The sequence below is a fragment of the Cupriavidus sp. C2SS-8b genome (assembly GCF_057073745.1).
The window spans coordinates 478,060-490,608 of record NZ_CP172717.1 but is presented as its reverse complement, the minus strand read 5'-3'; the positions used below and the strand labels follow the sequence as shown (position 1 = coordinate 490,608).

Genomic DNA, 12,549 nt, shown 5'->3' with positions numbered 1-12,549 from the left:
TAGTCGGTCTTTCGGAAGGTTTCGGTCAGGGAGCGTCCGTCAGGATATCAGTCGAAGATGACCGAACGTCGGCACCGAACGTTAGCAAGACCCGGGCCAGAACCCTGAAATTTATCCTTCCCCGCCTTCTGCGGGCGCCACGGTCGCCCCCCGGATGCCGTGACGCGCCAGCGCACCGGCCACCACGCCGGTCGCCTTCATCGCTTCGACAAAGCCAGCGAGAAAAACCGCCGCGCGCTCGCCACGCGACTTCGGCATCCCCATCGCCTGCCGGATCACCATGAAGCGCTCGCCGAGCAGCCGCAGGCCATCCTTTCCCGCCGCATCGGATTCCAGTTGCTGCCTGACCCCCGCGGCCACCTCGGCGCCTTGCTCAAGGAAGGTCTGCACCACCGTCGGCGACGTCGGCGCGCGCACGATCTCCGCATGCCGCAGTTCCCGGGTCAGATAGAGGTCATAAGCACTGCCCTTGCCGACCACGACACGCACGCCGGGCTGGTCGACATCGGCATTGGACACGACCGGCGAATCCGTCCGCACCAGATAGCAGCCTTCGATCAGCACATAGGGCGCGGTGAACGCAATCGATGCACCGCGATTGGGGTCGATCGCGAAGAAGCCGACGTCCGCCTGCTCATTGCTCACCACGTCGACCGACTTGCCGGCGGCATTCACCACCACCAGTTCCAGCGGCACGCCCAGCCGGTCCGCCAGGGCCCCGGCCAGGTCGACCGATACGCCGCATGCGGCACCGTCGGCGGCACGCCCGGCAAGGATCGGATTGCCGAGGTTGATCGAGGCGCGCAGCACCCCGGTGGGGGCGAAAGCGGTCAGCAGGTCTTGGTCTATGGTCATGGCATGGGGCCGGCAACGGCCGGTGCTAGGGTTCGAGGATCTCGCTGATTTTCGCCAGCGCGTCGAGGGTATGTTCGAGGTGTTCACGCATCGCCGCCGAAGCCTCCTCATTGCGCTCGCGCGCGAGCAAGTCCAGCAGGTGCAAGTGCTGCTTCGCGTGTTCTGCGTAACGTTCGCGATGCCGCATGGACCGGTACGACAACAGGCGGCGCACGCGGTTGACGCGGCGGATGGTATCGACAAAAAACGGATTGCCCGAGGCCTCGACCAGCGACTCGTGGAAGCGCACGCCACGGTCATGAAGCTGGTCCGCGGAGTCGGTTTCGATGCCGCCGTTGAGCAGGTGGTTTTCCGCCGCGCGCAGGCGCTCGATGGTCTTGCGCTCGATGCGATAGCCTGGCTCCATCAGCGCCGCCGGCTCCAGCGCCAGGCGCAGCCGGTACGACTGCAGCAGCGAATCCGGCGTGGTCAGCATCGACGAAAATTCCCAGCCATAGCCGGGCTTGCGCTCCGCCCAGCCCTCCTGCGCAATCCGCTTGAGCACCGTATTGAGCTGCGTCGCGGTCAGGCCGTAGCGGGACCTGAGCAACTGCTCGGAGACCTCGTTGTCGAGCTTGCCCCGCAACAGGTCTTCAGCCATCTGGAAATAGGCGGCAGCAGCCACGTCGGGCTCGGCAAGGCCCAGCTGCGTAGCCAGTTCACCGGCCGGCGCCGCGACTTCGCGCGCCAGGAAAAAGCCGCGGTTGCGCTCGCGCGTGAGCACGCCCTTCTCGTGCAGCAGGGCCAGCGCCTCGTTGACGGGCGAGCGCGACACGCGCAGCTTGTCGGCCAGCATCTGCGCCGGCAGGTGGGCGCCGACCGGCATGCCTTCTGCCTGGATCAGCTCGACAATCCGCGTCGCAATGGATCGATCGTGGTTCATGGGTGGTTCGGCACGCCGGCCGGGAGCGGTCACGGTATAGCCACGTCGCTCCGCTGCCCTGCCAGCGTCTTCTGCAGGATGGATGGAATCACGCCACCACGCCGCAACAGCTCGATCTCGAGCCGCGTTTCCACGGCGGCGGTGGCTTCGAAGGCATCCACCGACCCGTTCGCGCGCACGATGCGCACCGGGACCCTGCCACGCGGCACGAGCGCTTCGGGCATGGCACTGACATGGACCTTATCGCCGGGACGGATGTCCAGCGACTGCGGCGTCACGGCTTCCGGCCACCGCAGTGGCAGGATGCCCATGCCGATCAGGTTGGAACGGTGAATGCGCTCGAAGCTTACCGCAATCACCGCGCGGATTCCCAACAGGCGCTGCCCCTTGGCAGCCCAGTCGCGCGATGAGCCCGTGCCGTAGCGGGCGCCAGCGACCAGCACCACGGCGTCGCCGTCCTGCCGGTAGCGCCGGGCGACCTCGAAGATCGGCTGCACATCGCCGCTGGGCACGTGCACGGTGTTTGCCGTCGGCGCGTCGGGCTGCAGCAGGTTGACCAGCGTCTTGTTGTAGAACGCGGCCCGCATCATCACTTCCCAGTTGCCGCGACGCGAAGCAAACACGTTGAGGTCGTCGCGGGTGGCGCCGCGGCTCACCAAAAAGTCGGCGACGAAACTGTCCTTGGGGATCGCGCTCGCCGGAGAGATATGGTCGGTGGTGATGTCATCGCCGAGCACCAGCAGCGGATACGCCGCGTAGTCGCCAAGCTGCGTACCCTGGTCGAGCGAGGCGAACGGCGGACGCCGCAGCGCGGTCGAGGCCTCGTCCCACGGGTAACGCGGCGTGGCCGGCGACGGCAGCGCGGCCCAGGCTGGATTGCGCGATGCCACCGCGAAGGCCTTCCGGTAATCGGAAGGCTCGGCCCCGGCGGCCACCAGCGCCGCGATCTCCTCGCGCGCGGGCCACAGGTCGCGCAGGTGGACCGGCGTGCCATCGGCCGCAATCTGGACCGGCTCGGTGCCGAGGTTGCGCTCGGCATCGCCGGCCAGCGCAAACGCCACTACCAGTGGCGGCGACATGATGAAGCCCAGGCTAAGGTCCGGATGCACGCGGCCAGGGAAATTGCGGTTGCCCGACAGGATCGCGACCGGCTGTGCCGAGGCTTCGGCAATCACTTGCCGGATCGGCTCTGTCAACGGCCCCGGATTGCCGATGCAGGTCGTGCAGCCGAAGCCGACGATATCGAAGCCCACTGCGGAGAGATCGCCGATCAGGCCCGCGCGCTCCAGGTACCGCGCCGCTGCGGGCGATCCCGGCGCAAGCGAGGTCTTGATCCACGACGGCACCCGCAAGCCCAGTGCCCTCGCCTTGCGCGCGACCAGTCCGGCCGCGACCAGCAGGGCCGGGTCCGAGGTATTGGTGCAGCTGGTAATGGCGGCAATCGCAACCGGACGACGTGGCATGCCATCGCGCTGCATCTTCTGCTCGAACGGAATGGCGGCAAGCGCGCGTGCAGTATCCGTATAGGGAAGCAAGTCCTGCGGGCGGCGCGGACCGGCTACGTGCATGCCGATGCGATCCAGGTCGATATGGAGCACCCGCGTGTAGCGCGGCTCGGCATCGGGCTCGAACCATAATCCAGCGCGGCGCGCAAAGGCCTCCACCAGTGCGATGGAGGCGGCATCGCGGCCGGTGGTGCGCAGGTAATCCAGCGTGTGGCCATCGATCGGGAAGAAGCCGGTGGTCGCGCCATACTCGGGCGCCATATTGGCCACGACCGAGCGGTCGCCCGCCGACAGCGTGGCAACGCCCGGCCCGAAGAATTCGACGAACTCGCCCGACACACCGATGCCCCGCAGTTGCTGCGTGACGGTCAGGGCCAGATCGGTCGCCAGCGTGCCGGCCGGCAGCGCGCCCGTCAGCCTGACACCGATCACATCGGGAATGCGCTGCATCACCGGCATGCCGAACATCACGGTCTGCGCCTCCAGCCCGCCGACACCCCAGCCCAGCACGCCGATGCCGTTGATCATCGGCGTGTGGCTGTCGGTGCCGATCAGCGTGTCGGGCACGGCCCACGCTTCACCGTCGCGCTGCACGGTCGTCACGACCGTCGCCAGTTGCTCCAGGTTGATCGTATGCATGATCCCCGTGCCCGGCGGATGGATGCGCACGCCGCGCAGCGCCTTCGACGCCCAGCGCAGGAAGCTGTAGCGCTCGGCATTGCGCCGGCTCTCCACATCGAGGTTCAGGCTGGCCGCGTCCGGGCGGGCGAAGTACTCCACCGCGAGCGAGTGGTCGACCGAGGAGTCCACCGGCAGGACCGGATTGAGCGCATCGGGATCGGCGCCGGCTTCCGCCAGCGCATCGCGCATGGCGGCGATGTCGACCAGGGCCGGCGTGCTGGTGGTGTCGTGCATCAGCACGCGGCCAGGCTGGAACGCGATCTCGTCTTCGCTCGTGCCGTGATCCAGCCAGCCGACGATGGCGGCGATGGCTGCGTCGCGCTCCTCGTCCTCCATATTGCGAATCACATTCTCCATAAGCAGGCGCAGGACGACCGGCAGCCGTCGCAGCGTACCGCCCAGCATGGCGGGCAGGTCCACGAACCGGTATGTGGCGTCGCCAGCGCTGAACTGGCCATCGACGAGGCGGTATGAGGGGCGGTAGGTGTTTTCCATGACTGTACTTTGCACATGTTTACGCAAAAATGCAATCAAGTGCAAACCCGAATCCCACGGAAACCGGAGACGATCCCTTGAACCCCACCGCTTCCCGCGACGCGCTGCCGCCGTCCGACCCCACACGCCGCCGATTGCTCCGGGGCGGCACCTCCGCCGCGGCGCTCGCCCTGCTCGGCATGGGCGCCACGGAGGCACAGGGGGCTCAGCCGGATACCCGCACAACGTCAGCGAAAGAAACCACACGCCCCGAAGGAACAGTGATGTACGCATACGTAGGCTCGCGAACGACGCGCGAACGCAATGCCCGCGGCGACGGTATCAGCGTCTACCGCGTCGATACCGCGACCGGCGCACTCCAGATGACCCAACTGGTCGGCGACTTGGTCAACCCATCGTTCCTCGCCCTGAACCGCGACGGCGACCGGCTCTACACGGTCCATGGCGACCTGAGCAACATCAGTGCCTTCGCCGTCGACAAGGCCAGCGGCAAGCTGGAATTCATCAACCGGCAAAGCACGCAGGGCAAGAACCCGGTCCACCTGGCAATCGACCCGAGCGGGCGCCATGTCGTGGTCTCGAACCACATCGGCGCCAGTCTTGCGGTGCTGCCGCTGAATGCGGACGGCTCGCTCGGCGAACTGACGCAGCTGGTGAAGCTCGATGGCCCCATCGGCCCGCATCGCGTCGAGCAGAAGCAGGCCAAACCCCACTTCAACCCGTTCGACCCGAACGGCCGGTTCGTGATCGTTCCGGACAAGGGCCTGGACCGGACCTTCACCTTCCGCTTCGCCGACGGCCAGCTGTCCCCGGCGTCACCCGCCTTCGTCGGCGCGCGCGAAGGCGCCGGGCCGCGCCATATCGCCTTCCATCCGGGCGGCCGCTTTGCCTATGTCGTCAACGAACTCGATTCGACCGTCACGGCCTACGCGTATGACGCAACCTCAGGCGCGCTGACGCCCCTGCAGGTCCTGTCGAGCCTGCCCGACACGTTCACCGGCAACAGCCGCGCATCGGAGATCGAGGTCGATGCCAGCGGGCGCTACGTCTATGCGTCGAACCGCGGGCACGACAGCGTGGCGATCTTCCAGGTGGATCCGCGCAGCGGCCACCTGCGCTTCGTTGGCGCCGATCCGTCGCAGGGCCGCACGCCGCGCTTCTTCACCGCATCGCCGGACGGCCGCTTCATGTATGTGCTGAACGAAGACAGCGATTCGATCGTCGCCATGCGCATCGACCATGCATCGGGCCGCCTGCACCCGACCGGATTCAGCGTGCAATCGGGCAGCCCCGTCTGCATGGTGTTCTCGCGGCGCCACGCATGACATCGCCGCGCCCCCTCCCCGCCACGCCTTATGCACCGGGCAGCACCCGCGCCGGTCCTCACGCCATGCAAGACTCCACCACGCAAAACGAAGCGGCCATCGTCAGGAAGATCACCTCGCGCATCATTCCGTTCGTCTTCATCCTGTACATCATCTCGTATCTGGACCGCGCCAATATCGGCTACGCGGCGCTGCAGATGAACAAGGAACTGGCGCTCTCCAGCGAGGCCTTCGGCTTCGTGTCCGGCATCTTCTTTATCGGCTACTTCCTGTTCGAGGTGCCCAGCAACGTGATGCTGAACAGGTTCGGCGCGCGCCGCTGGATCGCGCGCATCCTGCTGACGTGGGGCGTGGTTGCCGTGGCCAGCGCGTTCGTGCAGAGCGCGAACCAGCTCTACGTGCTGCGCTTCCTGCTCGGCGTGGCCGAAGCGGGCTTCTTCCCCGGCATCATCGTCTACCTGACGTACTGGTTCCGCGCGAAGGAACTCGCCACCACGGTGGCCCTGTTCACGGCGGCGATTCCGGTCTCGTACATCGTCGGCGCGCCGCTGAGCACGTGGATCATGGACAACGTGCACTGGCTGCAATGGAGCGGCTGGCGCTGGATGCTGCTGCTGGAAGGGGCACCGGCAATCATCGGCGGCGTACTCTGCTACTTCTGCCTGACCGATCGCCCCAAGGACGCGAAGTGGCTGACCGAGGCCGAGAAAACGTGGCTGACCGACCAGCTCGAGCGCGACCGCCAGGCCCGGCCGAATGCCGAGCACCTCGGCGCGCTCAAGGTCATGCGCAACCCAAAGGTGCTGTACCTGTCGTTCATCTACTTCGTGTACCAGTGCGGCAGCCTGGGCGTGGGGTACTGGATGCCGCAGATCATCAAGGGCTTCTCGGCGAACCTGACGCATACGCAGGTCGGGCTGATCGCGATGGTGCCTTACCTGTTCGCGACCATCGTGATGATCGTTTGGTCGCGCAGTTCCGACCGCCGCAATGAGCGGCGCCTGCACTCCGCCATTCCGCTTGGCGTCGCCGCAGTGGCGCTGCTCGGCGCGGGGCTGCTGCCCGATCCTGTCGTTGCCATCACGCTGGTCAGCGTGAGCCTGGCCGGCCTCTATGCGTTCAAGTCGCCGTTCTGGGCGCTGCCCACGCTGTTCCTGACGCGCTCGACGGCCGCGGTCTCGATCGCGGTGATTAACTCGATCGGCAACCTCGGCGGTTTCGTCGGGCCGTTCGCGATCGGCTACATCAAGGGTCAGAGCCACTCGGCCACGACGGGCCTGATTTTCCTTGCCGGGCTGCTGGTGGTCTCGTTTCTGATGACAGTCTTTATTCGCATCGCCGAAACCCGCCCGGTGCAGGAGGTCGCGACGACGTCCGGCCAGACACCTTGAGCCACCACGGCGGCCTATGCGCAGCGGTGCCCCTGCACAGGATCATCCTGCGCGAAGTACCGGACCAGCACTCTGGTGCCGAGACCAGTCATCGGGCGGCGGCCCCTTGTTCCGATATCGCTGCGTTCATGTCGCCTACCGAAACAGGCTTCGCGGGCTTGCGAACAATGCCTTTGAGAGCGGTTACCGAGCAGTTGGCCGGGACGATTTCATAGCGTCCCGTTTGTTCATTGAACACGAATTCGATCCGGTCCCCGGTAGACAGGCCAAGATGCGTCCGCACATCCACAGGGATCGTGACCTGCCCTTTCGATGTCATGGTTGCAGAAGCCATAGCACCTCCTGATATTTGCATGGATGGGAGGCCTACTCGCCGCGGTGCCCCAGTCGCTTCGAGATCGCCCCCACGCAACGGCGCAGCGCCTGTGCGACAGGGCCGTCCCAGTCGGTATCGACCGTGCCGGTCGGTCCCATGATGGTGACCGTCAGCGCAATGTTCCCCGAATAGTCAAAGACCGGCGCCGAGAACGCGACGATCCCCGGCGTCGGATGATTGAGGCTGCGGGACATGAGGCGCGTCCGCGCTTCCACAATCATTTCCTCGACCACGGCCGCGTCGAGCGGATGGGCGATGTCCGGACCCAACCGGACGCGGTCGTCCAGCAACAGCTGCTCGGTGACCTTGCGCGGCAGGAATGCCGAGAAGACGCGCCCTGTCGCCGTATTGGCCAGCGACATGACCGTCCCGGTCCGGATATTCGTGTGGATCGGATAGGACGCCTCGATCAGCCGCACGATCACCGGCCCGAGATTGCCCCACACGGCCAGCGCCACCGCATGCGAGGTCTCCTCGGACAATGCTTCCGCGAACGGCGTCGCCTCGCGGATCGGGTTCAGCGTCTGCAGGCTGGTCAGCCCGAGCTGGATCGCCATCGGGCCCAGCAAGTAGTGCCCGGTGACCGGGTCCTGCGCGACCAGCCCGATTTTCCCGAAGCTGACCAGGTACGGGTGGATCTTGCCGGACGGCATGCTGGCCGCCTTGACGAGATCGCGCAGCGCCATCGGCCGCGCCTCGGCCGCGAGCACCTTCAGGATTTCTCCCCCGACTTCAATCGACTGTATGCCGCGGCGCTCCCGCTCGGGAGCCGGCTCGGTGTGGTCCACGTGTGTCCTGCCAGGAATGGGAATGAGAGGCCAGTATAGCACTAGACATTATCTAGCGCATAAGCGCCGGGTTAACGTGTAGATATTTTCAATCGCGCTAGGATTAATCTAGCAAACATGGCGTGGCCGCCAGACGCCGGTCCCGCCCGCACTTGAACGGAGAAGTCGATGTCTACACAGCAAGAGGAAACCTGCGATGTCCTGGTGATCGGATCGGGCGTGGCCGGCATGTCGGCGGCCATCACAGCCGCCAGTCGCGGACTGAAGGTGGTCGTGGTCGAGAAGGCCAGCTACTACGGCGGCACCACCGCCCGCTCGGGTGGTTGGCTTTGGATTCCGAACACGCACCTGGCGAGGGCCTATGGCCATCACGAACTGCCCGACCAGGCGCTGACCTATATCCGCAACCAGGCCGGCGCGGGCTTTGACGAGGCGCGCGTGCGCGCCTTCCTGGCCAATGGCCCGAAGGCCGTCGAGTTCTTCATGTCGAAGACCGCTGTCCAGTTCGACATGCCGCTTACGTTCCCCGACTATCACGCCGAAGCGCCCGGGGCCGCGCAGGGCGGGCGCTCGATGGTCACGCGGCCCTATGACGCGCGCGAACTGGGCCCGCTGCTCAAGACGCTTGGCCCGGTGCTGCCGGAATTGACGGTGTTCGGCGTGACGATCGGCTCGGGCAAGGAAATCGTCCACTTCATGCGGGTTACGCGCTCGCTGGCGTCGGCCTGGTATGTCGCCAAACGGCTGACCCGGCATTTCATGGAGGTGATGAAGTACGGGCGCGGCATGACGCTGACCAACGGCAATGCGCTGGCCGCGCGGCTGGCGAAGTCAGCCTCGGACCTGTCGATCCCGGTGTGGTTGTCTTCGCCGGCCTCGCGGCTGCTGTATGACGGCGAGCGCGTCACCGGTGCCGTGATCGAGCGCAACGGGCAGCGCGTCAGCGTAAAGGCGCGCCACGGCGTGGTCCTGGCCAGCGGCGGATTCCCGCACAACAACGAACGTCTCAAGGAGACTTACCCGCACGTGAAGGCCGGCCATGGCCATTTTTCGCCCACACCGCAGACCAACGTGGGCGATGGCGCGCGCATGGCCGAGGAAGTCGGCGGCCTGTTCGACAAAAGCCTGTCGAATGCCGCGGCCTGGACGCCGATGTCGCTGGTGCCGCGCAAGGACGGCACGACCGGCATCATGCCCCACTTCATCGACCGCGCGAAACCGGGCGTGATCGCCGTCAGCCTGGACGGCCGGCGCTTCGCCAACGAGTCGAACTCGTACCACGATCTGGTGCAGGCCATGATCGCCGCGTCGCGCGGCAAGCGCGAGACCGCGTGCTGGCTGATTGCCGATCATGCCGCCATCCGCCGCTACGGGCTGGGCTATGTGAAGCCGTTCCCGCTGCCGCTCGGTCCGCACCTGCGCAATGGCTACCTGCGGCGCGGCCGGACCATCGCGGCGCTCGCACAGCAGATCGGCGTCGATCCGGCCACGCTCGCCACCACCATCCGCCAGTACAACGACCACGCGCAGTATGGGCGCGATCCCGAGTTCGGGCGCGGCAGCAAGGCGTACAACCGCTATCAGGGCGATGCCTTGCACGCGCCCAACCCGTGTGTCGCGCCACTGGCCACCGGACCGTTCTACGCGCTCAAGCTCGTCCCGGGCGATCTCGGTTCCTTCATGGGCCTGCGCACCAACGAGCACGCGCAGGTCGTGAGCGCGGACGGCTGTGCAATTGCCGGGCTGTACGCCGCCGGCAACGATGCGGCGAGCATCATGGGCGGCGAGTACAGCGGTGCGGGCATCACGCTTGGCCCCGGCCTGACTTTCGGCTACATCGTGGGCAACCACATCGCCGACCACATCGAGGCGTCGCCACGCGAACCTGTCGCCGCGCCAGCGCGCAAACCCGCTGGCGAAGCTGTAGCGATGCACTGATCGCCACGCGCCTTGCCGTCCCGCGACTGCCGCCGGTGGTCGCGGTCAATCCGATCCTGTCTCCATATCCATCATGAACATTCCCTCACTCCTCACCGGGAAAATCGCTTTCGTCACCGGCGCAGGCCAGGGTAACGGCCGGGCCATTGCCCTCGGCCTTGCCGAAGCCGGCGCAAGCGTCGTCGTCACCGACATGGACGAAGCCAATGTCCGCGACACGGCGGCGATGATCGAAGCACGCGGACACCGTGCGCACGCGTGCGCGCTGGACGTGACAGACGCCGCCCAATGCAGCACCGTTGCCGAGAGCATCACCGCGACTGTCGGCCAGGTCGACGTGCTCGTGAACAACGCCGGCATCCTGATCCGCGATGGCATCGACAGCGCCAATGCACTGGCCAACCTGCAGCGCGTCATGCGGGTCAACCACGAAGGCACTTTCAACGTCTGCCACGCATGGCTGCCGTCGCTGCGCAAGACGCGGGGCGCGATCGTCAATGTCGCGTCCATCGCGTCCTTCTCGGGGCAGGCAAACACCCTGGGCTACTCGCCGTCGAAAGGCGCGGTGAAGATGCTCACGCAATCGCTGGCAGCCGACCTGGCGAAGGATGGCGTGCGCGTCAATGCGATCGCGCCGGGCGTGATCGAAACGCCGATGACCGTCACGACGCGATCCGATCCGGCAAAGCTCGAACGCTTCATGGCCCGCATTCCCATGAACCGCGTCGGCAAACCCGAGGAACTGGTGGGGGCGGTGCTGTTCCTGGCTTCGTCGATGTCCACCTACGTCACGGGCGTAACGCTGCCTGTGGATGGCGGCTATCTCGCCGCCTGATTACTGAAACCGAAAACAGAGGCAAGCCGCACAGCGCTTGCCCGCCATCCAGGAGACAACCGATGAAACAGGCCTCCCGCACGATCGACGTGCAGGCGTTCATCGACGCCGAACGCTTTTCGCCCTGCCAATGGCTGGTGCTCATCTTCTGCTTCCTGATCGTCGCGGCGGATGGCTACGACACCGCGGCCATCGGCTTTATTGCGCCATCGCTCGCACAGGAATGGGGGATTCCACGCAGCGAACTCGGCACCGTCATGAGTGCTGCACTCGCGGGCCTGAGTCTCGGCGCGATCTTCGCCGGCCCCATTGCGGACCGCATTGGCCGCAAGACGGTGCTGGTCGCGGCGGTCGCAGCGTTCGGCGCCTGGACGCTCGCCGCGGCCCATGCGCAATCGCTCGCCATGCTGACGGCTCTTCGCTTCCTGACGGGATTGGGCCTGGGCGCGGCGATGCCCACGACCATCACCATGATGTCCGAGTACGCGCCGAAGCGTCTGCGCGCGTTCACGGTCAACGCCATGTACTGCGGTTTTTCCTTTGGCCTGGTTTCGGGCGGAGCGGCTTCCGCCTGGCTGATTCCGCATTTCGGCTGGCGCAGCGTGCTGACGGCTGGCGGCATCGGGCCGCTGGCTCTGGCGGTGCTGCTGCTCGCGCTGCTGCCGGAGTCGGCACAGTTCCTGGCAGTGCGCCCGGGCACGCGCGACAAGATCGCACGCATTCTCCAGCGGATCGCCCCGGGCCAGCGTCTGGACGCCTGTGCGTTCGTCGCGCGGGTGGGTCAGGAAGCCCCCGGGAACCAAGGCTCGGCACTTGCGCTCATCCTGTCGGAACCGTATCGGCGGCGCACACTGCTGCTTTGGCTGTCGTGCTTCATGGGGCTGGTGATCTACTACCTCATGACGAACTGGATGCCGACGCTATTCCGCGAGGCCGGCTTCAGCATCGAGCACGGCGCCCTGCTGGCTGCGGTGTTCCCGCTTGGCGGCCTGCTCGGCAACCTCGTGGCGGGCTGGCTGATGGACCGCTTCGATGCGAATCGCACCATCGTGGTTGCGTACGTGCTGGCGGCGGTACTGGTCGCCGTAGTCGGGCGGTGCGTCGACCATCCCGCCTACCTGGGCGCGTCGTTGTTTGCGTGCGGCACGCTGGTCACGAGCGCGGCGACGTCGATGTCGACGTATGCCGCGAGCCTCTATCCGACCGAGGCGCGCACGACCGGCGTCGCCTGGATGCAAGGCATCGGCCGGATCGGTGGCGTGGCCGGATCATTTGCCGGCGGGGCGCTGTTGGGCATTGGCTGGGATTTCGGCGCGGTGTTCGGCTTGCTGGCCGTTCCGGCCCTGGCGGCTGCATGGGCGGTTTTCATGATTGCGCGGCCACGGCAGGCTTATGCGGTCACAAGTGCAGCGAAGTGAGGCTGACGCACCCGGCATCG

The 12,549-nt window shown here is 66.3% G+C and carries 10 protein-coding genes; 5 read left to right on the top strand and 5 right to left on the bottom strand.

Going from position 1 to position 12,549, the window contains the following annotated elements; genetic code table 11:
- Positions 1-111: 111 nt before the first annotated feature.
- From ACIGJB_RS19195 to acnA, 3 genes are read right to left on the bottom strand one after another with little or no spacing between them, the layout of a single operon-like run.
- The gene (locus tag ACIGJB_RS19195) at positions 112-855 is read right to left on the bottom strand and encodes an ABC transporter substrate-binding protein (RefSeq protein WP_483733888.1); all 744 of its coding nucleotides are present in this window, start codon (positions 853-855) and stop codon (positions 112-114) included.
- Between the two features lie 25 nt (positions 856-880).
- Complete coding sequence (locus tag ACIGJB_RS19190; RefSeq protein ID WP_483733887.1) at positions 881-1,777, bottom strand: GntR family transcriptional regulator; 897 nt, start codon at positions 1,775-1,777, stop codon at positions 881-883.
- Positions 1,778-1,806: 29 nt separating this feature from the next.
- Complete coding sequence (gene acnA / locus ACIGJB_RS19185; RefSeq protein WP_483733886.1) at positions 1,807-4,458, bottom strand: aconitate hydratase AcnA; 2,652 nt, start codon at positions 4,456-4,458, stop codon at positions 1,807-1,809.
- Positions 4,459-4,721: 263 nt separating this feature from the next.
- Between acnA and ACIGJB_RS19180 the strand changes: the two genes are divergently transcribed.
- Both ACIGJB_RS19180 and ACIGJB_RS19175 read left to right on the top strand, forming a co-directional pair.
- Positions 4,722-5,783, top strand: a complete 1,062-nt coding sequence (locus ACIGJB_RS19180; protein ID WP_483733885.1) for a lactonase family protein — start codon at positions 4,722-4,724, stop codon at positions 5,781-5,783.
- A 65-nt stretch (positions 5,784-5,848) separates the two neighbouring features.
- Positions 5,849-7,174, top strand: coding sequence for an MFS transporter (locus ACIGJB_RS19175; RefSeq protein WP_483733884.1), 1,326 nt, complete (start codon positions 5,849-5,851; stop codon positions 7,172-7,174).
- An 88-nt stretch (positions 7,175-7,262) separates the two neighbouring features.
- Here ACIGJB_RS19175 and ACIGJB_RS19170 read toward each other — a convergent pair whose 3' ends face one another.
- Together ACIGJB_RS19170 and ACIGJB_RS19165 are read right to left on the bottom strand one after the other, a co-directional pair.
- Positions 7,263-7,508 (bottom strand): AbrB/MazE/SpoVT family DNA-binding domain-containing protein, encoded by a 246-nt coding sequence (locus ACIGJB_RS19170; protein WP_483733883.1) that lies wholly within the window; start codon positions 7,506-7,508, stop codon positions 7,263-7,265.
- Between the two features lie 32 nt (positions 7,509-7,540).
- Positions 7,541-8,338 carry an IclR family transcriptional regulator gene (locus tag ACIGJB_RS19165; RefSeq protein ID WP_483733882.1) on the bottom strand — a complete coding sequence of 266 codons (798 nt, stop codon included), beginning with the start codon at positions 8,336-8,338 and terminating at the stop codon, positions 7,541-7,543.
- A gap of 168 nt (positions 8,339-8,506) precedes the next feature.
- Here ACIGJB_RS19165 and ACIGJB_RS19160 point away from each other — a divergent pair, with 168 nt between their 5' ends.
- The 3 genes from ACIGJB_RS19160 (at position 8,507) to ACIGJB_RS19150 (ending at position 12,529) form a co-directional block, all read left to right on the top strand.
- Positions 8,507-10,276, top strand: a complete 1,770-nt coding sequence (locus ACIGJB_RS19160; RefSeq protein WP_483733881.1) for an FAD-dependent oxidoreductase — start codon at positions 8,507-8,509, stop codon at positions 10,274-10,276.
- Positions 10,277-10,349: 73 nt separating this feature from the next.
- Entirely contained in the window at positions 10,350-11,111 is a 762-nt protein-coding gene (locus ACIGJB_RS19155) for an SDR family NAD(P)-dependent oxidoreductase (protein WP_483733880.1), read from the top strand.
- Positions 11,112-11,173: 62 nt separating this feature from the next.
- The gene (locus ACIGJB_RS19150; RefSeq protein WP_483733879.1) at positions 11,174-12,529 is read left to right on the top strand and encodes an MFS transporter; all 1,356 of its coding nucleotides are present in this window, start codon (positions 11,174-11,176) and stop codon (positions 12,527-12,529) included.
- Positions 12,530-12,549: the final 20 nt, after the last annotated feature.